The organism is Pseudomonas sp. SbOxS1 (assembly GCF_013416725.1).
GTDB lineage: Bacteria > Pseudomonadota > Gammaproteobacteria > Pseudomonadales > Pseudomonadaceae > Aquipseudomonas.
In genome coordinates this window covers 689,744-710,228 of record NZ_JAAVXC010000002.1, presented here as the reverse complement: position 1 = coordinate 710,228, position 20,485 = coordinate 689,744, and the positions used below count along the sequence as shown (strand labels likewise).

17 protein-coding genes are annotated in these 20,485 nt (G+C 61.1%); 5 read left to right on the top strand and 12 right to left on the bottom strand.

The window, feature by feature from the left end; genetic code table 11:
- Positions 1–62 precede the first annotated feature (62 nt).
- The 9 genes from HFK74_RS04150 to HFK74_RS04110 all read right to left on the bottom strand — a co-directional run bounded on the left by HFK74_RS04150 (position 63) and on the right by HFK74_RS04110 (position 10,815).
- Positions 63–881: a phosphoglycolate phosphatase gene (locus tag HFK74_RS04150; RefSeq protein ID WP_180202452.1), complete on the bottom strand. Its 819-nt coding sequence runs from the start codon at positions 879–881 to the stop codon at positions 63–65.
- Positions 878–1,552 carry a ribulose-phosphate 3-epimerase gene (gene rpe / locus HFK74_RS04145; protein ID WP_008061583.1) on the bottom strand — a complete coding sequence of 225 codons (675 nt, stop codon included), beginning with the start codon at positions 1,550–1,552 and terminating at the stop codon, positions 878–880. Before rpe ends, HFK74_RS04150 begins: the two co-directional genes overlap by 4 nt.
- Positions 1,553–1,632: 80 nt before the next feature.
- Complete coding sequence (locus tag HFK74_RS04140) at positions 1,633–2,781, bottom strand: iron-containing alcohol dehydrogenase (protein WP_180202451.1); 1,149 nt, start codon at positions 2,779–2,781, stop codon at positions 1,633–1,635.
- A gap of 226 nt (positions 2,782–3,007) precedes the next feature.
- Positions 3,008–3,832: an ABC transporter permease gene (locus HFK74_RS04135; RefSeq protein WP_008061581.1), complete on the bottom strand. Its 825-nt coding sequence runs from the start codon at positions 3,830–3,832 to the stop codon at positions 3,008–3,010.
- Positions 3,833–3,844: 12 nt separating this feature from the next.
- On the bottom strand, positions 3,845–5,092 hold the full coding sequence (locus HFK74_RS04130) for an ABC transporter permease (RefSeq protein ID WP_180202450.1): 1,248 nt from the start codon (positions 5,090–5,092) through the stop codon (positions 3,845–3,847).
- A gap of 160 nt (positions 5,093–5,252) precedes the next feature.
- Positions 5,253–6,296, bottom strand: coding sequence for an ABC transporter substrate-binding protein (locus HFK74_RS04125; protein ID WP_008061579.1), 1,044 nt, complete (start codon positions 6,294–6,296; stop codon positions 5,253–5,255).
- 48 nt (positions 6,297–6,344) lie between these two features.
- Complete coding sequence (locus HFK74_RS04120) at positions 6,345–7,469, bottom strand: ABC transporter ATP-binding protein (protein WP_008061578.1); 1,125 nt, start codon at positions 7,467–7,469, stop codon at positions 6,345–6,347.
- Positions 7,470–7,785: 316 nt separating this feature from the next.
- A complete protein-coding gene (locus HFK74_RS04115; RefSeq protein ID WP_008061576.1) occupies positions 7,786–8,415 on the bottom strand; it encodes a response regulator transcription factor in 630 nt (209 codons plus the stop codon).
- Complete coding sequence (locus tag HFK74_RS04110; protein ID WP_180202449.1) at positions 8,416–10,815, bottom strand: transporter substrate-binding domain-containing protein; 2,400 nt, start codon at positions 10,813–10,815, stop codon at positions 8,416–8,418.
- A 73-nt stretch (positions 10,816–10,888) separates the two neighbouring features.
- On the opposite strand from HFK74_RS04110, the gene HFK74_RS04105 reads away from it, so the two are divergent.
- Complete coding sequence (locus HFK74_RS04105; RefSeq protein ID WP_180202448.1) at positions 10,889–11,881, top strand: alpha/beta hydrolase family protein; 993 nt, start codon at positions 10,889–10,891, stop codon at positions 11,879–11,881.
- A 52-nt stretch (positions 11,882–11,933) separates the two neighbouring features.
- On the opposite strand, the gene HFK74_RS04100 is transcribed toward HFK74_RS04105, so the two are convergent.
- The 3 genes from HFK74_RS04100 to HFK74_RS04090 are packed head-to-tail and all read right to left on the bottom strand — an operon-like array spanning position 11,934 to position 14,390.
- Positions 11,934–12,701 carry a DnaJ domain-containing protein gene (locus tag HFK74_RS04100; protein ID WP_180202447.1) on the bottom strand — a complete coding sequence of 256 codons (768 nt, stop codon included), beginning with the start codon at positions 12,699–12,701 and terminating at the stop codon, positions 11,934–11,936.
- Position 12,702: 1 nt separating this feature from the next.
- Complete coding sequence (gene murU / locus HFK74_RS04095; RefSeq protein ID WP_180202446.1) at positions 12,703–13,374, bottom strand: N-acetylmuramate alpha-1-phosphate uridylyltransferase MurU; 672 nt, start codon at positions 13,372–13,374, stop codon at positions 12,703–12,705.
- A complete protein-coding gene (locus HFK74_RS04090) occupies positions 13,371–14,390 on the bottom strand; it encodes an aminoglycoside phosphotransferase family protein (RefSeq protein ID WP_180202445.1) in 1,020 nt (339 codons plus the stop codon). The genes murU and HFK74_RS04090 overlap by 4 nt, the downstream gene beginning before the upstream one ends.
- Before the next feature lie 130 nt (positions 14,391–14,520).
- On the opposite strand from HFK74_RS04090, the gene HFK74_RS04085 reads away from it, so the two are divergent.
- Genes HFK74_RS04085 through rsmA form a run of 4 tightly spaced genes read left to right on the top strand, consistent with a single transcriptional unit; the run spans position 14,521 to position 20,417 of the window.
- Positions 14,521–17,319, top strand: a complete 2,799-nt coding sequence (locus HFK74_RS04085; protein ID WP_180202444.1) for an LPS-assembly protein LptD — start codon at positions 14,521–14,523, stop codon at positions 17,317–17,319.
- A complete protein-coding gene (surA, locus tag HFK74_RS04080; protein WP_180202443.1) occupies positions 17,294–18,616 on the top strand; it encodes a peptidylprolyl isomerase SurA in 1,323 nt (440 codons plus the stop codon). The genes HFK74_RS04085 and surA overlap by 26 nt, the downstream gene beginning before the upstream one ends.
- Positions 18,613–19,602 (top strand): 4-hydroxythreonine-4-phosphate dehydrogenase PdxA, encoded by a 990-nt coding sequence (gene pdxA, locus HFK74_RS04075; RefSeq protein WP_180202442.1) that lies wholly within the window; start codon positions 18,613–18,615, stop codon positions 19,600–19,602. The genes surA and pdxA overlap by 4 nt, the downstream gene beginning before the upstream one ends.
- Positions 19,599–20,417 (top strand): 16S rRNA (adenine(1518)-N(6)/adenine(1519)-N(6))-dimethyltransferase RsmA, encoded by an 819-nt coding sequence (gene rsmA / locus HFK74_RS04070; RefSeq protein ID WP_180202441.1) that lies wholly within the window; start codon positions 19,599–19,601, stop codon positions 20,415–20,417. The genes pdxA and rsmA overlap by 4 nt, the downstream gene beginning before the upstream one ends.
- The last annotated feature ends 68 nt before the right edge of the window (positions 20,418–20,485 follow it).

The window sequence follows — 20,485 nt, the reverse complement described above, 5'->3', positions numbered from 1 at the left end:
CTCGTGGCTTGAGGGTCAAACAGTCAGGTATGCAAACGCGCCGGACAACCGGCCAGGATCAGTCAGGCGCGCCAACGCCAGCGGGCCAGGGCCTTGATGACTTTCATCCAGAGTTTGCGAGTGACCACCACGATGGCGTTTCCAGAAGGGGGTTGAACAGCGTCGGCCAACGTTATCTCAGCGGCCGGGTCCAGGCAACCGGGAATTAGCTTACGCAGGTCGTCGATCACCAGGGCCGGCAATTCTTCGGCGATCGGACGCCCGTGGTTATAGCCGTAGCTCAAGGCCACACACTTGACCCCCGCCGCTTTCGCCGCCTGCACATCGCTGCGCGAGTCGCCGACGAACAAGGATTGCGAGGCCGGGATATTGGCCATCTTCATCACGAAAAACAGCGCAGCCGGGTCGGGCTTTTTCTGTGGCAGGGTGTCGCCACCGATGATCCACTTGAAATATCGGCCGATCTTCATCTGATCCAGCAGCGGCGCGACGAAGCGCTCCGGCTTGTTGGTGATCAGCGCCATCTCGACACCCTGCTTTTGCAGCCATTTCAGGGTATCGCGCACACCGGGGTAGACCACGGTCAAGCCATGGCTATCGGCATAGGCCTGCATGAAAATCTCCAGCGCACTGTCGGCCTCGGCGTCATCGACCGTCGAATGGTCGATACCGCCGGCCAGGGCTCGGCGCACCAGCACCGGCGCGCCATTACCCACCCATTCACGCACCGCCTCGATACCTGCCGGTGCGCGACCGAGCTTGAGCAGCATCTTGTCCACAGCCACCGCCAGGTCCGGGACCGAGTCGACCAAGGTGCCATCCAGATCGAACATCACCAGCCGTGGCAAGCGCCCCGGGAACAGCTGCTCAAAGCCACTCATGGGCGAGCCAACGCCAGTTCGGAACGCATTTTTTCAATCACTTCCTGATAGTTCGGTGCATTGAAGATCGCCGAACCAGCAACGAAGGTGTCGGCGCCCGCCGCAGCGATTTCACGAATGTTGTTCACGTTGACGCCGCCGTCGATTTCCAGGCGAATGTCACGACCCGACGCGTCGATCAGCGCCCGCGCCTCACGCAGCTTGTCGAGGGTGCCAGGGATGAACTTCTGCCCGCCGAAGCCCGGGTTGACGCTCATCAGCAGGATCATGTCGACCTTGTCCATCACGTACTTGAGCACGTCCAGCGGCGTCGCCGGGTTGAACACCAGGCCCGACTTGCAGCCGCCTTCACGGATCAGTTGCAGGGAGCGGTCGACGTGCTGGGTGGCTTCCGGGTGGAAGGTGATGTAGGTCGCGCCGGCTTCGATGAAGTCACCGACGATGCGATCCACCGGGCTGACCATCAGGTGCGCGTCGATCGGCGCGGTCACGCCGTACTTGCGCAGCGCCGAGCAGACCATCGGGCCGATGGTCAGGTTCGGTACGTAGTGGTTGTCCATGACATCGAAGTGCACGAAGTCGGCGCCAGCGGCCAGGACGTTGTCCACTTCTTCGCCCAGGCGGGCGAAGTCGGCGGAAAGAATCGACGGAGCAATTACGAAGGGCTGCATGACGCACCTTTTCTGAGCAGAATCACGATGGCGCGCATTGTATACCGCCTGCTTTGGCCGGCGCACCGAAAGCGCGATGATCAGTAGGCCGCCCGGTAGATTTTCTCGATATCGACAGCACTCAGTCGGCGCGGATTGTTGCGCATCAGGCGCTCGATCCCCGCCGCCTCCACGGCCATCGCCGCAATGGCATCCTCCGGAATCTCGAAACTGCGCAGCCCTTGGGGGATTTCCACCGCCGCGCACAACGCGGTCATGGCCTCCACGGCTTTGTCGGCCGCTTCATTGGCGCTCAGATGAGCCGTCCTCACCCCCATGGCTTCAGCGATATCCTGCATGCGTTCAACGCAGGCCATCTTGTTCCAGGTCATGACATGGGGCAACAGCAAGGCATTGCTCACGCCATGGGCAATGTTGAAGCGCCCGCCCAGCGGATACGCCAGTGCATGCACTGCACCTACCCCGGCATTGCCGAACGCCATACCGGCCATCAGGCTGGCGGTGGCCATGTCTTCACGGGCCTGCAGGTTGGACGGGTTGGCGTAGGCTTTGGGCAGCGCCTTTGCTATCATTTTGATGGCGCCGATGGCCAGGGCGTCAGTAATCGGCGAGGCATTGACAGAAAGATAGGATTCGATGGCATGCACTAGCGCATCGACACCACTGGCGGCCGTGACACCGCGAGGACAGGTCAGGGTCATCTGCGGGCTTACCAATGCCACGTCCGGCAACAAGTAGTCACTGACGATGCCTTTCTTCAACTGCGCGACCTTGTCGGAAAGGATCGCCACGTTGGTGACTTCCGAGCCGGTGCCAGCGGTGGTTGGAATCGCGATCAGCGGAGGGCCTTTGCGCGGCACCTGGTCGACCCCGAACAAATCTTCGAGTGCGCCGTGGTATCCGGCGTAGGCCGCCACGCTTTTGGCGATGTCGATGGCACTGCCGCCGCCCAGCCCGATCAAGCCGTCATGCCCACCGTCGCGATAAACCCGCATGCAGTCTTCGACGATGGCGATTTCCGGGTCTGGCAGCACCCGGTCGAAGATCTCGTAGGTGCGCCCGCCAAGCTGGGCCAGCGCCAGCTCTACCGTGCCGGACTTGACCAGTGCGGCGTCGGTGACGATCAGCGGATTGTCGATGTCCAGGCGCGTCAATTCCGCCGATAGCTGCTCGATGGCCTCAGCACCGGTGATCAGTTTGTGAGCGATTTTGAAGGAGGAAAGACCCATGTGCGCAGCCTCTTATGGATGTGGGAGCTGGGCACAAGAGTAGCTGGGGATTGGGGGTTGGCTGGCATTCAGGTGGTGAATGACCCGCGTGCTCTGCGCCGATCGTTCCCACGCTCTGCGTGGGAATGCAGCCAGGGACGCTCTGCGTCCCAAGAGCGGACGCGGAGCGTCCGATGAGGCATTCCCACGCGGAGCGTGGGAACGATCGTAGTTTTGGTGTGATCCGTCAGACCTGCGCGGTACGCAGTTTCTCGCTACGCCCACGCAGCCATTCCAGGGTCAGCAGCAGGATCACCGAGAAGGCGATCAGCAGCGTCGCGGCGGCGGCGATGGTCGGGCTGAGGTTTTCGCGGATGCCGCTGAACATCTGGCGTGGCAAAGTCGCTTGCTCGGGGCCGGCGAGGAACAGCGTCACCACCACCTCATCGAACGACGTGGCGAAGGCGAACAAGGCACCGGAAATTACGCCTGGCGCAATCAACGGCAAGGTCACCCGACGGAACGCTGTCAGCGGCGAAGCACCGAGGCTGGCCGCGGCGCGCACCAGGTTCTGGTTGAACCCCTGCAATGTCGCCGACACGGTGATGATCACGAATGGCACGCCCAGTACCGCATGCACCACGATCAGCGAGAAGAAGCTGTTGCCCAGTCCCAACGGCGCAAAGAACAGATAGCTGGCCACACCGATGATCACCACGGGCACCACCATCGGCGAAATGACCAGCGCCATCACCAGGGGCTTGCCGGGGAAGTCGCCACGGGTCAGGCCGATGGCCGCCAGCGTGCCGAACACCATGGCCAGCACCGTAGCGGCAGGGGCGACGATGATGCTGTTCTTCAGGGCGCGCATCCATTCCGCCGAGGCGAAAAAGTCGTGGTACCACTGCAGCGAGAAACCTTGCAGCGGGTACACCAGGAAACTGCCGGAGTTGAACGACAACGGGATGATCACCAGCACCGGCAGGATCAGGAACAACAGGATCAAGCCGCAGAGAATCCGCAAGCTGTAGAACCACACCCGCTCGATGGGCGACATATAAGGACTCAGCATTTCATTCTCCCCTTAGCTCAGGCGCAGGCGGCTCGCGCCCACCAGCCAGCTGTAAATCAGATAAAGCACCACGGTCGCCAGGAGCAACAGGCCGCCGAGTGCGGTCGCCATGCCCCAGTTGATGCTGGTGTTGGTGTAGAAGGCGACGAAGTAGCTGACCATCTGATCGTTCGGGCTGCCCAGCAACGCCGGGGTGATGTAGTAGCCGATGGCGAGGATGAACACCAACAGGCAACCGGCGCCGACACCGGCATAGGTTTGCGGGAAGTACACCCGCCAGAAGCTGGCGAATGGGTGGCAGCCCAGGGAAATCGCCGCACGCATGTAGGTCGGCGAGATGCCTTTCATCACGCTGTAGATCGGCAGGATCATGAACGGCAGCAGGATGTGCACCATGGAGATGTAGACACCGATGCGATTGAACACCAGTTCTATCGGCTTATCGATGATGCCCATGGCCATCAGGCCGCTGTTGATCAGGCCACCCGATTGCAGCAACACGATCCACGCGGCGACACGTACCAGGATCGAAGTCCAGAACGGCAGCAGCACGAGAATCATCAGCAGGTTGCTCTGGCGCGACGGCAGGTTCGCCAGCAGGTAAGCCAGGGGATACGCGAGCACCAGGCAGATCACGGTGATGATCAGGCCCATCCAGAAGGTGCGGGCAAAGATGTCGAGGTAGATCGCCTGATCCGGGGTGGCCGGGGCGATTTCACCGAGGTCGTCGATACGGTGATCAACCGCGGCCAGCAAATAGTACGGCGTAATGCTGCTGGTGTTGCGGCGTACGGCTTGCCAGTAGGCCGGGTCGCCCCAGCGCTCGTCGAGTCCTTCCAGCGCTTCTTTATAGGAGGCCGGTTCAGTGGCAAACGGCAAGGCGCGGGCGGTTTTGGTCAGCAGGCTGCGATAGCCGGCCAACTCCATGTTCAGGCGTTTGGACAAATCGCCCAGGGTCTGATTCTTGCGCGCTTCGGCGAGGTCTTCGCTGGCCGCCTTGTAGACAGGTTCCGCAGGCAGGCCTCGGCCGTCCCAGCTGGCAATGGCCGCCACGGTGCGCGGCATGCCGCCGACCACTTCCGGGTTACCCACGCTTTTATAGAGCAGCGCCACGATTGGCACCAGGAACACCAGCAACAGGAACAGCACCAGCGGCGCGATCAACGCCTGGGCCTTCCAGCGGTTGACCCGCTCGGCATGCTTGAGCCGTTGCTTCAAGGTGGGGTCAGTGCCCGCGTTCACGGGAACGGCGATAGCCATGGCGTACTCCGGAAATCTTTTGATCGTTACAGAGGTGACATATCACCTCGAACTTTTAGTGTGGGAGCGAGCCTGCTCGCGAAGGCGTCGGCACATCCGAAATCATTGCCGTCAGATCTACCGCTTTCGCGAGCAGGCTCGCTCCCACAGGGTCGTGCGTTTATTTGGCAGCCCAGGAATTGAAGCGCTGTTCCAGTTGTTCGCCGTTGTCAGCCCAGAAGCTGACGTCGATCTGCACCTGGTTGGCGATGTTTTCCGGGGTGGTCGGCATGTCTTTCAGGACATCCTTGGCCAGCAGCGGTACGGCTTGGGTGTTGGCCGGGCCGTAGGCGATGTTTTCCGAGTAGGTCTTCTGCTGTTGCGGCTGCACCGAGAAGGCGATGAATTTCTTCGCCGCGTCAGCGCGTGCTTTATCCAGGCCTTTTGGAATGGCCCATGCGTCGAAGTCGTAGATGCCGCCGTTCCACACCACTTTCAGGTTGCTTTCTTTCTGCACGGCTGCGATGCGGCCGTTGTAGGCCGAGCTCATGACCACGTCACCGGAAGCGAGATATTGCGGCGGTTGTGCGCCAGCTTCCCACCACTGGATGTTCGGCTTGAGTTCGTCGAGTTTCTTGAATGCGCGGTCCTGACCGTCCTTGCCGGCCAGCACTTTGTAGACGTCTTTTGGCGCTACGCCGTCAGCCATCAGTGCGAATTCCAGGGTGTACTTGGCGCCTTTACGCAGGCCGCGCTTGCCCGGGAATTGCTTGGTGTCCCAGAAATCCGCCCAACTGGTCGGTGCGGTTTTCAGCTTGTCGGCGTTGTAGGCCAACACGGTCGACCACACGAAGAAACCCACGCCACATGGCTGGATAGCGCCCTTGACGTAGTCTTCGGTCTTGCCGAACAGGGCTGGGTCGAGTTGCTCGAACATGTCTTCGTCGCAACCACGGGACAGTTCTGGCGATTCCACTTCTACCAGATCCCAGGACACGCTCTTGGTGTCGACCATGGCCTTGACCTTGGCCATCTCACCGTTGTATTCGCCTGCGACGATCTTGCCGTTGCCTGCCGCTTCCCACGGTGCGTAGAAGGCCTTGACCTGCGCCGCCTTGTTCGCCCCGCCAAAGGACACCACGGTCAGGTCCGGGCCAGCCGCCATTGCGCTTGCCGCCCCCATCATGCCCAGTGCCAGAGCGGTGAATTTCAGGGATCTCAACATTTATTGTTCTCTCCACGTGCAGGGTTTGTGTTGTTGAAGCCGGGGCGATCAGTTCGCCTCTAGAATTGGATCGAGCGCGCGAACGTGTTCGACCTGCCAGCCAAGCGGAACCACGTCGCCGACAGCGAGCGCAGGATCGAGCTCGGCAATCGGTTGTTTCACGAAGAAGTCGGTCTTGCCACAGACTTCCAGGCGAACCCGGACGTGGTCGCCCAGATAGATGAATTCCGCTACCCGTCCCGAGAAGCGGTTGATGCAGGACTCGCTGGAGCCATTGAGGCTCACGCGTTCCGGACGAATCGACAGGGTGACGGGTTCGCCGGTCTTGCCGACGTTCACCGCCAGGGCTTCAACTTTTTCACCACGGCCCAACTCGACCACGCAGCGGTCGCCGGTCTGGCTGTGCAGACGTCCGTTGAGACGGTTGTTTTCGCCGATGAAGTTGGCGACGAAGGTATTTTTCGGCTCTTCATAAAGGGTGCGCGGCGGTGCGATCTGCTGGATTTCGCCCTGATGGAAAACGGCCACGCGGTCGGACATGGTCAGGGCTTCGCCCTGGTCGTGGGTTACGTAGACCACGGTCACGCCCAGACGCTGGTGCAGGTGCTTGATTTCCATCTGCATGTGTTCACGCAGCTGCTTATCCAGTGCGCCGAGGGGTTCGTCCATCAGCACCAGTTGCGGCTCGAACACCAGTGCGCGGGCCAGTGCCACACGCTGCTGCTGGCCACCGGACAGCTGTGCCGGATAACGCTGGGCGAACGCATCGAGCTGCACCATGCTCAGGACTTTTTTGACTTTGTCGCTGACGTCGCTCTTGTTCAAACCGCGCACGGTCAGCGGGAACGCCAGGTTCTCGGCAACCGTCATATGCGGGAACAACGCGTAGTTCTGGAACACCATGCCGATGTCACGCTTGTGCGGCGGCACGTTGTTGATGGCGCGTCCGGCCAGCAGGATTTCGCCCGCTGTCGGTGTTTCGAAACCGGCGAGCATCATCAGGCTGGTGGTCTTGCCGGAGCCGGACGGCCCGAGCAAGGTGAGGAATTCGCCTTTGCGAATGTCCAGGTTGAGGTCCTTGACGATCAGGTTCTCGCCATCGTAGCTCTTCTGCACTCCACGAAAGCTGACCAGAACATCATTGGCCCCTGCGCTTGAATCGACCTGGCTCATACCCACACCTTTGTTGTTGATGACTGCTGTGGACTAAGCCTAGTGGACGCTGGGACCTGCGCAAATCGGGGGGCAAGAGAGAATCGCCTCAGTCATATGGAAGGCTGGGGGTAGGGATTGCCCTACAAGGATGGCGCGTTTTGGCAACCGCAGGGGTGAGCGGTCAGCTGCAAGCGGCAAGAATCGTCAAAAGCGCGTCGTCGAGATGTCGCAAATGGATATGGGATGATCCCTTGTAGGAGCCCGGCTTGCCGGCGAAGGCGATTTCGAGGACGCCTTCGCCGGCAAGCCGGGCTCCTACAAGGGTTCGGTGTTTTCAGAGGAGCTTGTGCTCCATCGCGTATTTCACCAGCTCGGCCAGCGAGGTGATGTTGAGTTTCTGCATCAACCGCGCCTTGTGGGTGCTGATGGTTTTGCTGCTCAATGCCAGTTGCTGGGCGATCTCGTTGACGTTGGCGCCCTGGGCCAGGCGTTCGAACACGGAAAATTCACGTTCCGAGAGCAGTGAGTGTAACGGCCGCGAATCGGTCAGGCCGACTTCGAAGACCATGCGGTCGGCCAGGTCCGGATCGATGTAACGCCCTCCCGCCGCTACCCGGCGGATGGCCGTCAACAACAGCGCCGGATCACTGTCCTTGGTGGCATAACCTGCCGCACCGACCTTCAAGGCCCGTGCCGCCATCTGCGCCTCGTCGTGCATCGACAACACCAGGATCACAGGGGGGTTGTTCAAGGCACGAATCCGCGGGATCGCCTCAAGGCCGTTGACGCCCGGCATGGAGATATCCAGCAGCACGACTTCGCAGGGCACATGCCGCAAGGTCTCGAGCAACTGTTCGCCATTGCTCGCCTCCCCCACCACCAGCAGGTCCTTGGCCAGGCCGATCAATTGCTTGATGCCCTCGCGGACGATGGTGTGGTCTTCGGCAACCAGTACACGGATCACTTACGCCTCCTTATCCAGGGGTACTCGCACAGTCAGGGTCGTGCCCTCACCCGGTTCACTCTCAAGGGACAGTTGCCCGCCCATGATCAACACCCGCTCGCGCATGCCGACCACCCCAAAAGATGTTGGCCTGCCACTCGCGGCGACAAATCCTACGCCATCATCGCTGACGGTCAGACACAGGTCGTCACCTTCAAGGGCCAGTGTCAGTTCGACAGTATGCGCCTGGGCGTGGCGCATGACATTGGTCAGCGCTTCCTGAAGGATACGAAACAGGCCGATGGCCTTGGCATCACTGAGCACCGGTAAATTTTCCGGCACCTGCACCAGGCACGGAATCTGCGTGCGCGCCTCGAAGCGGCGCGCCTGCCATTCGATGGCCGAAGCTATCCCGGCATCAAGAATCGGTGGTCGCAACGCCGTCGCCACATCGCGCACCAGCTGGAACAACTGGGCGATCAAACGCTTCATGCTGTTCAGGCGTTCGTTCAATCCAGGGTCCAGTTGCGCGTACGCCAGCTCGCACATGGACGTTTCCAGCTTGAGCACCGTCAACATCTGGCCCAGTTCGTCGTGAACTTCCCGGGCAATGCGCGCCTTTTCCTCTTCGCGCACGCTCTCCAGGTGCGCGGACAATTCGCGCAATTGCTCACGGGAGCTGGCCAGTTCCAGTTCGATGCGCTTGCTCTCGCTGATGTCCCAGACAATGCCATCCCAGACGTAGGCACCGCCCTCGAGTCGCCGGGTAATCGCCTTGATTTCCGCCCAGCGTTGTTCCCCCTGGCGCGTGAGAATCCTCCCTTGCCAGGACCAGTCGCTGTCAGTGTCCAGCGCATGGTCCTGGGTCTGGTGATAACTGGCCTTGTCGTCGGGATGTACCAGGCTGCGCAGGCCTTTGTCACGATGGGCCAGGGTTGCCGGTGAGTAACCCACCAGACTCTCGCTGCCTTCACTGATGTAGGCAAAATCGATCTGGCCTGTCACCGGCGCCCGCTCCAGGCGAAAGACCAGGCCCGGCACATTCGCCGCGATCCCTTGCAAACGTGCTTCACTCTCCTGCAACGCCGCCAGGGCGCGGCGCCGTTCGGTGACATCGGTCAGGTAGACCACCAGGTACTCGCCCTCGCGAAAGCGCAGAAAGCTCAGGGAGACATCCGCCGGCAGGATGCTGCCATCGGCCCGCCGGCAATTGGTTTCGAAACTTTGCGGCGCGTCGTCACTGGCCCTGGCGCGCTTCCACAGGTTCAACCAGCGATCCATGTGCAGCTCGGGCTCGAACTCGATCAATGGCCGGTCGATAATCCCACCGGGCGGATAGCCCAGCATGGTTTCGGCGGCGCGGTTGGCATAGCGCACATGACTGTCCCAGTTCACCCAGAGAATGCCGACGGTGCTCTGGTCGATGGAAAACTGCGTGAGCCGCAGGGCCTCTTCGCTGGCGGCGCGCAAGGCAATGTCTGCCTGCGCCGCCGCCAGTCGTTGCTCCAGGCTATGCTGCTGGCGCCGTTGCCAGAACACGATGGCCATGGCGCTGAGCGCCAACACCAACAACAGCAGGCAGAGGTTTTGCCAGAATCCCGGGGATTCGCTGAGCCGTGGGTACTTGGGTTGCAGCCACTGGTTGTGCAGCGCCTCCAGGTCCTTGGCCGGGATCGCCCGCAGCGCACTTTCGACAATACCGGCCAACTCCGGCAGGTCGCGCCGTGTAGCCACCCGCAGCAGCTGTGGCAAGCCGATATCACCGACCACCACCAGCCCGGAGAACTCAGGTTCTACGGACAGGCGCCCCAATTGCGCCTCGTCGACCACAGCAAAGGCGGCCTGCTGGCTCAGCAACAGTTGCAACGCCTGGCGTTCGACCGGTACACCCTGCAAGTTCAAATGCGGATAGTTGCCGCGCAGGTAGTCGGCGGTGGTACTGGGCATGCGCACGGCGACGCGGGTTTGGCTGTCGAGTTTTTCCAGCTCCACCGCACCGGTGCTTTTCTGGTCGCTGACCACCAGTTGCGGCACCCGCATGTACGGATCGGAAAACTGCCAGAGGCGCAGGCCGCCAGGGGTCTGGGTCAGCCCCGGGGCGAGGTCGATTTCGCCGGCGCGCGCGGCCGCTTCCAGTTGCTCGAGATCGGGAAAGTTGCGCCAGCTCAGTTCGACCTTGAGCGACTTGGCCAGCCACTTCATCAGCTCGACATTGACCCCCGACAAGCGCTGCAAGCGGCGGTCGTACTGGGCGTAAGGCGCTTGCAACACCAGCCCCACCCGCAGATCGCCCTGCTGCGCCAGCCATTGTTGCTGGCCTGACGACAATGGAGCGACATGCGCTGGTGGCGCGACCGCCGCCCAGCCCATCAAGGGCAACCACAAACAGCCGATAACCCACAGGCAGCGAAAACGCATCATCGAACTCTCACACACTGACAAAAACTGACCAACCCATTAGGCTGCCGGAATTACTTCTGGCCTGGAATATCCAATGCTCCCTGTCTACCGCCTGGCACTGCCAGCATTGTGCCTGTCGCTGATCCTGCCATGGGCTTTTTCCGTTGAGGCGGCTGACCCGACGCCTGCCGCAGCAGAAAAACCCGTCGAAGAAAAACCACTCGAACGCCAGCCGTTGCCTGAGCGTAGTCAGGAAGAAGCGATTGCACTGGAGCGAACAATTGCGCGCCAGGAACAGCAACAACTGCAAGCGGGCAGCGATACGTTCCTGGCCCTGTGGAAGCCGGCCAACTCCGCCGACCCCAAAGGCGCTGTCATTATCATCCCTGGCGCTGGCGAAACCGTTGACTGGCCGCAAGCAATCGGCCCGCTGCGCCGCCAATTGCCGGATGCCCAATGGAGCAGCCTGAGTATCACCCTGCCTGATCTGCAAAGTGATGCCATGGCGCCGCGCGTGGTGGAAGCCGCTCCAGCAGCCAAGGCGCCAGATGTCGGCAGCAAAGACTCAACCACGGCGGCCCCCATCGAACAGGCGGCGGGCGGCGAAGCCGAGGTGGCGGACAAGGCCGTCGCCGAAACCGCCGAAGAGCAAAGCAAGGCCGACGCCGAGCGAATCTTCGCCCGCATCGACGCGGCCATCGCTTATGCCGAAGAGCAAAGCGCTCGCAGCATCGTGGTGCTGGGGCATGGCACGGGCGCCTACTGGGCCGCGCGGTATCTGAGCGAGAAGCAGACGGCGCAAGTCGAGCGCTTTGTCATGGTCGCTGCGCAGACGCCGGCCAAAGCGGCACCTGAACTGAAAGCACTCGCGCCGACCCTCAAGCTGCCCACCGCCGACCTCTTCTATATGGACAAGCCGCTGGATCGCAACGCGGCGCTGGCCCGCTTGCAGGCCAGCAAGCGGTTGAAGGCTTCGGCCTTCAGCCAGGTCTCGCTCAAGGCTTTGCCAGGCAATAACAAGGCACAACAGGAACAACTGGTGCGCCGGGTGCGGGGCTGGCTGAATCCGCAGAATGCGGCGGACTGATTGACCGAGTCGCCCCATTCGGCGGCATCACTGACGACACAACACTCTGCTGCTAGCGAAAATCCCGCCGCTGACGAATCAACGTATAAGCGTTGTGCAGCTCGCGCGTCTTGTCGGTCGCCTCGCGAACCTGCGACGCCGTTGCACCACTGCCGGCAATCTTGTCCGGGTGATGACGACTGAGCAGGCGTCGATAGGCGCGCTTGATCTGGGCGGGCTCACTGGTGGCAGACACACCCAGCAACCGCAAAGCGTCCTGATAGGTTGTAACACTGTTGGCCAACGGACGCTGCGGTGGCTCGTAATCGGCCGCCAACGCCCTGACCTGCCGCTCGCTCCAACCCAGCCAACCGCCCCACTGAAGCAGCAGCTCACGCTCGCGGATGCCCGCATGACCATCAGCCCAAACCATCCGCCAACAAGCGCGCAATACCCCTTCAGCGGCAAAAGGCTGAGCCCTCAGCCGGCGCAAATGGCCACCTAACCGGTCACTGCCTGACTTGCCACGATTGAACGCGGCAATCGCCCGGCGCTGTGCCGATTCGGACATTTCCAAGGCACGCATCTCCGCGCGGGCCTGCTGGATATGCCCCTCCACTACCCGTCCATCACACTTGGCCAGGCGCCCCAGCAACACAAACAACAACTCGTCGTTGCGCAGGACAGGTCGACCCCCGAGCTTTTCGCGCAGATGCGCCCAGCTTTGCAGGTGCAGGTGCCGATCCAGCACCTGCCCCAGCAAGGCCCCGAGCATGGCCCCGGGAATGCTGGCGATGGCAAAGCCCGCTCCGGCTCCGATCAGAGTCCCTGGCCACAGCATGTCAGCGGCTCGCTTCGATCAGGGTTTCAGCTTCGGCCAGGCGCTCGTGGGTGCCAACATCGACCCAAAGTCCCTTCAAGCGTTCGCCGGTCACCTGCCCGTCTGCCATGGCCTTGCGCAACAGCGGCGCGAGCTTGAACGCCCCTGCCGAGCAGCCATCGAACAACTGTGGGTGGAGCACGGCGATACCGCTGTAGGTCAGGGTTGCGGTGTCCGGCTGACCGTCCCGGACCTGGTCGCCGCTCAGGCTGAAGTCTCCGGCGAGATGATGGGGTGGGTTATCGGCCAGTACCAGATGCGCCAGCCCGGTGATGGGTTGATGCAGCACGCTGAAGTCGTAGTCGGTCCAGATATCACCATTGACGACCAGGAAAGCCTCGTCACCCAGTAATGGCAACGCGCGGAAGATTCCGCCACCTGTCTCCAGGGGTTCACCTTCGGCCGAGTAGCGAATGCTCACACCGTAGCGCGAGCCATCGCCCAGATAGTCTTCTATCTGCTGACCCAGCCAGGCATGGTTGATCACGATCTCGGTAAACCCTGCCACCGCCAGGGCTCGCAGGTGATACTCGATCAACGGCACGCCACCGGCGCGAACCAGCGGCTTGGGCGTGGTCAGGGTCAAGGGGCGCATGCGTTCGCCCTTGCCTGCCGCCAGGATCATCGCCTTCATGCCGGCACTCCGGCACGCAGGCTGGCCAGCAATACATCCAGTTCAGCCAGTTCAGGACGACGCGCAATCACTGCATCTATATACGCAAAGAAGCGTGGCACATCACCCAGGTAGCGCGGCTTGCCGTCACGGTGGCAAATACGCGCGAAGATCCCGATCACTTTCAGGTGACGCTGCACACCCATCAGGTCGCTGGCGCGCAGGAAGTCTTCGAAGTCGGGCTGCACCGGTATGTCCAGCGCAGCCGCTTGCTGCCAGTAATTTTCCAGCCAGCCACGCACGCGCTCCTCGGGCCAACTGAGGAAGGCATCCTTGAACAGGCAGGTCACGTCGTAGGTGACTGGACCATAAACGGCGTCCTGGAAATCCAGCACGCCGGGATTGGGTTCACTGAGCATCAGGTTGCGCGGCATGTAGTCGCGGTGCACCAGGACCTTCGGTTGGGCCAGGGCACTGTCGATAAGCAGATCGCTGACCTGCTGCCAGAGGACTTGCTGCGCCGCATCGAATTCGATGCCCAACTCATGCTTGACGTACCACTCGGGGAACAATTCCAGCTCGCGTCGCAACAACGCCACGTCATAACTTGGCAGTGGCGCAACCATCGGCAACTGCTGGAACGCCAGTAGCGCTTGCAGGGCATCCTTGAATAAATCGTCGGCGTTTGCGCTGTCGATCACGTCCAGATACGTCTTGTTGCCCAGGTCGTTGAGCAAAAGAAATCCGCGTTCAAGGTCTTCGGCGTAGATTTTCGGCACATTTATTCCGGATTTCGCCAGCAGAAAAGCAATATCCACGAAGGGTTTGCAGTTTTCCTGGGGCGGGGGCGCGTCCATCACGATCAAGCTTTTGCCGGCGCCTTCCCAACGGAAATAGCGCCGAAAACTCGCGTCGCTGCTGGCCGCAGTCAACGTGGACGGGGGTACGGCACCCCATCCCTGTTGTGCAAAAAGGATTGCCAATTGTTCATCGAGCCAAACTTTCAGGTGTTGCAAACGTAGATCTTGGTCAGGCATTGCAAGGGTCTCCGACGGCGCTAGCCGTCAAGCGGGGCATGCTTTATTATCCAGCATCTTTTTCAGACCATCGAGAGGCGTGCGGCCCACACCGCGGGCAGATGGCACGCAGGAAGCCCGGACTATTAAGATGGCATTGAAATCCCCCGCGTTTCGTAAAAAATTTCCGTTGTTGATGACCGGCAGTTTGCTGGCTCTGCAACCCTTGGCCACCCCTTTCGTGGTCGCCGCAGAACAGTATGACTGCTCGGTCTCCGCTTCGGGAGCCTGGAATTGTGCGCCAAAATCGCAGGCGGCTGCATTGCCACCGCGCCCAGTCCATGAGGGCAGCGCAGTCACCGCCACCGGCCAGGCACCCGCCGAAACGGGCACCAGCGAAGACACGGGGGCCAAACCTGTACTGGTCACCGAATCCAAAGGCCGTGGCCTGAAGTCGCGTAGCGCAGACTACAGCCACCTCGACTGGGTTCCGCGCGAGCAGCTCACTGCAGCACAATTGGCCGAAACCGGTCCTTATTGCTCTGGTTCCTATATCGAACCGATTCGTCCTGGCATGAATGACAAGACGAATAAAAGTGACGCCCCAACCTTTATCGGCGCCAAAGCTTCCCGCTACAAGCAGGATGAACAAGTTGCCTCCCTGGCCGGCGACGTGGTCATGCGCCAGGGCAGCATGCAGGTCGAAGCCGACGAAGCCAACCTGTACCAGGCCGAGAGCCGTGGTGAGCTGAGCGGCAACGTGCGCATTCGCGACAACGGCGCACTGATCGTGGGTGACCACGCCGACGTGCAGCTCGATACCGGTGAAGCCAAGGTCGACAACGCCGAATACGTGATGCACAAATCGCGCATCCGCGGTAACGCGTTGTACGCCAAGCGAGCCGAGAACGCGATCATCCGCCTCAAGGACGGTACGTACACCACGTGTGAGCCGAACAGCAACGCCTGGCAGCTCAAGGGCAACAACATCACCCTGAACCCGGCGACCGGCTTCGGTACGGCGACCAACGTGACACTGCGGGTGAAGGACATTCCGGTCCTTTATACGCCGTATATCTACTTCCCGATCGACGACCGTCGCCAATCCGGCTTCCTGCCGCCGACCATCGGCACCGGCAGCGATACCGGCTTCCTGCTGGTCACGCCGTACTACTTCAACCTGGCACCGAACTACGATGCCACGTTGTACCCACGCTACATGAGCGATCGCGGCCTGTTGATGGAAGGCGAATTCCGCTACCTGACCAAGTCCAGCGAAGGTCAGTTCGGCGCCGCGTACCTCAACGACGAGAACGACGATCGCAAGCTGCAGACCGACTACGAAAAAACTCGCTACATGTACAACTGGCAGCACAAGGGTGGTCTCGACTCCCGCGTTCTGACCCAGGTCGACTACACCAAGATCAGCGACCCCTATTACTTCCAGGATCTGCAGACCGACCAGATTGGCGTGAAGAGTGCCGACTACGTCAACCAGCAGGGCGCCGTGACCTACCGTGGCGACAGCTACACTGCCCGCGTGAATGCCCAGGCTTATCAACTGGCGACCGTGTCGAACATCACGCCGTACGACCGTTTACCGCAGATCACCTTCAACGGTGCGCTGCCGGAGCGTCCAGGCGGCCTGAATTTCACCTATGACACTGAGCTCGTGCGGTTCGACCGGGACTTGAAGAACGGCAACTTCACCGATGAAGACGGCAATGTAGAGCCGCGCCTCGACACCAACGTCCAGGGTCTGGCCCGCGCCAATGGTGATCGCCTCAACCTTGCGCCAGCCGTCAGCTACCCGATGGAGGCGAGCTACGGCTTCCTGACGCCAAAACTCAAATACCAGTACACGCAGTACCAACTGGATCTGGACAGCATCGGGAAAAGCCAGGTTGCCGCGCAAACTGCTGAACAGGACCGCCTGAACGGTACGTTCGACAGCAACCAGAACCGCGGCGTGCCGATCGCAAGCATCGACAGCGGCTTGTATTTCGATCGCAAGACCAACTGGTTTGGCAAAGACTATAACCAGACCCTTGAGCCACGCCTGTTCTACCTCTATGTACCCGAGAAGGACCAGGAAGACATTCCGGTATTCGATACCAGCGAATACACCTTCAACTATGCATCGCTGTTCCGCGACAACCGTTTCTCTGGCTCCGACCGTGTCGGCGACGAGAACAAACTGTCCCTGGGCGTGACCAGTCGCTGGATCGAAGAGAACGGTTTCGAGCGTCAACGCATCGCCGTCGGCCAGGCCTTTTACTTCAAGGACCGCAAGGTCCAGCTGCCAGGCATCGATGCGCGGACTCGCGAGGACTCGCAATCGAGCGTTTCACCTTATGCGCTGGAATACGAATATCGCTGGAACCGCGATTGGCGCACCACTGCCGATTACAACTGGGATCCGGACAGCCGCAGCCCCCGTTCGGGCAGCGCAATGTTCCACTACCAGCCTGAAGACAACCCGAACAAGGTCATCAACGCCGGCTATCGCTATCGTAATGACCAGGTTCGTTACGACCAGAACAGCGGTACATGGTCGGTGGGCGGTGGCGATTACGGCACCCCGGGCCAGCCTGGCTACGTGAAGGACTACTACAAGATCGAACAGCACGACTTCTCGGTGATCTGGCCGGTCGTGCCGCAATGGAACGTCATCAGCCGCTGGCAGTACGACTACAACCGCAACCGTACCCTGGAAGCCTTCGGTGGTTTCGAGTACGACAACTGCTGCTGGAAACTGCGCCTGATCAACCGTTACTGGGTCGATTATGACGAAACCAGTCAAGACGCCCCGGAAAACGAAAAAGGCGACCATGGCGTCTTCCTCCAAATTGTTCTGAAGGGACTCGGCGGCCTCACTGGCTCCAAAGTAGAGAGTTTCCTCGACAAAGGCATCCAAGGTTATCGTGAACGTGAAGACCAAGCTTTCTGATTGTCTGCGCCCGCTGTTGCTGGGCGCGCTGTTCCTGGGTACCGCGGCCAACGCCGCGGTACAGTCCATCGATAAAGTGGTGGCCATTGTCGACAACGACGTGGTCATGCAGAGCCAACTGGATCAACGGGTCCATGAAGTCCAGCAAACCATCGCCAAGCGCGGCTCCGCCGTGCCACCGGCCAGCGTACTGGAGCAACAGGTGCTTGAGCGCCTGATCGTCGAGAACCTGCAACTGCAGATCGGCGAACGCTCCGGCATCCGTATCACCGATGAAGAACTGAACCAGGCTGTCGGCACTATTGCCCAGCGCAATAACATGTCGGTCGATCAATTCCGCGCCGCCCTGACGCGTGATGGTCTGTCCTACGACGACGCACGTGATCAGATTCGTCGCGAAATGGTCATCAGCCGCGTGCGTCAGCGCCGCGTCGCCGAACGCATCCAGGTCTCCGAGCAGGAAGTGAAGAACTTCCTGGCGTCGGACCTTGGCAAAATGCAGCTGTCCGAAGAGTTTCGCCTGGCCAACATCCTGATTCCTACGCCGGAAAGCGCCAACTCCGACGCCATCCAGAATGCCGCCAAGCAGGCCGACGCGGTTTACCAGCAGCTCAAGCAAGGCGCTGACTTCGGTCAGTTGGCAATCGCCAAGTCCGCCAGCGAAACCGCACTGGAAGGTGGCGACATGGGCTGGCGTAAAGCCGCTCAATTGCCACCACCCTTCGATCGCCTGTTGAGCACCATGGCTGTTGGCGACATCACCCAACCCATGCGCACGCCGGGGGGCTTCATCATCCTGAAGATCACCGACAAGCGTGGCGGTGGGGCGCAGGTGCGTGACGAAGTGCACGTCCGTCACATCCTGGTCAAACCAAGTCCGATCCGTGACGAAGCAAAAACCAAGGCTCTGGCCGAGTCGCTCTACACCCGCATCGAAGCAGGCGAAGATTTCGGCGAACTGGCAAAAAGCTACTCGGAAGATCCGGGTTCCGCCCTCAATGGCGGCGACCTGAACTGGATCGACCCGAATGTATTGGTTCCAGAGTTCCGCGAAGTGATGGCCAAGACCCCACAAGGTCAGCTGTCCAAGCCATTCCAGACTCAATACGGCTGGCACGTCCTGGAAGTCCTCGGTCGTCGCGCCACCGACAGCACGACCCAGGCTCGCGAGCAGCAAGCGATGACCGTACTGCGTAACCGCAAGTACGATGAAGAGCTGCAAACCTGGCTGCGTCAGATCCGTGACGAAGCGTACGTGGAAATCAAACTCCCTGGCGCCGACCAGGCAGCACAGTGAAACCCAAGCGTTTTGCGCTGACACCCGGCGAACCGGCCGGCATAGGTCCCGACCTGTGCCTGCTGCTCGCCGCGCACGCCCAGCCACACCCCTTGATTGCCATTACCAGCCGCGACCTGCTCCTTGAGCGGGCCGCGCAGCTGGGCGTGGTCGTTAATGTGCTGCCCGTCACGCCGGACAACTGGCCGGATGCTCCCGCTCCCGCCAACAGCCTGTATGTCTGGGATACACCGCTCAACGCCAAGGTGGTCGCCGGGCAGCTGGACAAGGCCAACGCCGCGTTCGTCCTGGAGACCCTGACCCGCGCTGGCCAGGGCTGCCTGGATAGGCATTTTGCCGGCATGATCACCGCCCCGGTGCACAAGGGCGTGATCAATGAATCCGGTATCGCGTTTTCCGGGCACACGGAGTTCCTCGCCGACCTGACCCATACCGCGCAAGTGGTCATGATGCTCGCCACCCGCGGTCTGCGCGTGGCGCTGGTCACCACTCACCTGCCCCTGCGCGAGATTGCCGATGCGATCACGCCTGAGCGCCTGGAGCGTGTCACGCGAATCCTGCACACCGACCTGAAAGAAAAGTTCGGCATCGCCCAGCCACGCATCCTGGTGTGCGGGCTCAACCCCCATGCCGGTGAAGGCGGACACCTGGGCCATGAAGAAATCGATATCATCGAACCCACGCTAGAGCGCCTGCGCGGCGAAGGCATGGACCTACGTGGCCCGTTGCCCGCCGACACTCTGTTTACCCCCAAATATCTGGAGCACTGCGATGCAGTGCTGGCGATGTACCACGACCAGGGCCTGCCTGTGCTGAAATACAAAGGCTTCGGCGCAGCAGTCAATGTGACCCTCGGCTTGCCGATCATCCGCACATCGGTCGACCACGGCACCGCCCTGGACCTGGCCGGCAGTGGCAAGATCGACACCGGCAGCCTGCAAGTCGCCCTGGAAACCGCCTACCAGATGGCCGAGACCCGTTTATGACCGAGCAATATCAACACAAGGCGCGCAAGCGTTTTGGCCAGAACTTTCTGCACGATGCCGGCGTTATCGACCGCATCCTGCGCTCCATCCATGCCAAGGCCGAAGACCGTCTCCTGGAAATCGGCCCTGGCCAGGGCGCACTGACCCAGGGCCTGCTCAGCAGCGGTGCCCAGCTCGACGTTGTAGAACTGGACAAGGACCTGATCCCGATCCTCAACCAGCAGTTCGCCAGCAAGAGCAACTTCAACCTGCATCAGGGTGATGCGTTGAAGTTCGACTTCACCAGCCTGAATGCTGCGCCTGGCAGCCTGCGCGTAGTCGGCAACCTGCCGTACAACATCTCTACACCGCTGATATTCCACCTGCTGCACAACGCCCACCTGATTCGCGACATGCACTTCATGCTGCAGAAGGAAGTGGTCGAGCGCTTGGCGGCAGGGCCTGGCGGCGGTGACTGGGGCCGTCTGTCGATCATGGTCCAGTACCACTGCCGGGTCGAACACCTGTTCAACGTAGGCCCCGGCGCATTCAATCCGCCACCGAAGGTCGACTCGGCCATCGTTCGCCTGGTGCCCCACGCGGTGCTGCCGCACCCGGCCAAGGACCACCGCTTGCTGGAGCGCGTTGTGCGCGAAGCCTTCAACCAGCGCCGCAAAACCCTGCGCAACACCCTCAAGCTGTTGCTGAGCAACGCCGAAATCGAAGCCGCCGGCGTCGATGGCAGCTTGCGTCCCGAGCAGCTCGATCTGGCGGCGTTCGTGCGCCTTGCCGACAAGCTTAGCGAACAAGTCCTACAGAAAGCCGCGGACGCCTGACAGACCTGAAGCGTTATCGGGTAGGACACCAGCGCCCATGTCTGGTTTACTATCCGATACCTGGCCTA

Coding starts and splice junctions, on each gene's coding strand:
- HFK74_RS04110 (WP_180202449.1), bottom strand. CDS start 10,815: ATGATGCGTTTTCGCTGCCTGTGGGTTATCGGCTGTTTGTGGTTGCCC.
- HFK74_RS04105 (WP_180202448.1), top strand. CDS start 10,889: ATGCTCCCTGTCTACCGCCTGGCACTGCCAGCATTGTGCCTGTCGCTG.
- HFK74_RS04100 (WP_180202447.1), bottom strand. CDS start 12,701: ATGCTGTGGCCAGGGACTCTGATCGGAGCCGGAGCGGGCTTTGCCATC.
- murU (WP_180202446.1), bottom strand. CDS start 13,374: ATGAAGGCGATGATCCTGGCGGCAGGCAAGGGCGAACGCATGCGCCCC.
- rsmA (WP_180202441.1), top strand. CDS start 19,599: ATGACCGAGCAATATCAACACAAGGCGCGCAAGCGTTTTGGCCAGAAC.
- HFK74_RS04125 (WP_008061579.1), bottom strand. CDS start 6,296: ATGTTGAGATCCCTGAAATTCACCGCTCTGGCACTGGGCATGATGGGG.
- HFK74_RS04140 (WP_180202451.1), bottom strand. CDS start 2,781: ATGGGTCTTTCCTCCTTCAAAATCGCTCACAAACTGATCACCGGTGCT.
- HFK74_RS04150 (WP_180202452.1), bottom strand. CDS start 881: ATGAGTGGCTTTGAGCAGCTGTTCCCGGGGCGCTTGCCACGGCTGGTG.
- rpe (WP_008061583.1), bottom strand. CDS start 1,552: ATGCAGCCCTTCGTAATTGCTCCGTCGATTCTTTCCGCCGACTTCGCC.
- HFK74_RS04130 (WP_180202450.1), bottom strand. CDS start 5,092: ATGGCTATCGCCGTTCCCGTGAACGCGGGCACTGACCCCACCTTGAAG.
- HFK74_RS04090 (WP_180202445.1), bottom strand. CDS start 14,390: ATGCCTGACCAAGATCTACGTTTGCAACACCTGAAAGTTTGGCTCGAT.
- HFK74_RS04120 (WP_008061578.1), bottom strand. CDS start 7,469: ATGAGCCAGGTCGATTCAAGCGCAGGGGCCAATGATGTTCTGGTCAGC.
- HFK74_RS04085 (WP_180202444.1), top strand. CDS start 14,521: ATGGCATTGAAATCCCCCGCGTTTCGTAAAAAATTTCCGTTGTTGATG.
- HFK74_RS04135 (WP_008061581.1), bottom strand. CDS start 3,832: ATGCTGAGTCCTTATATGTCGCCCATCGAGCGGGTGTGGTTCTACAGC.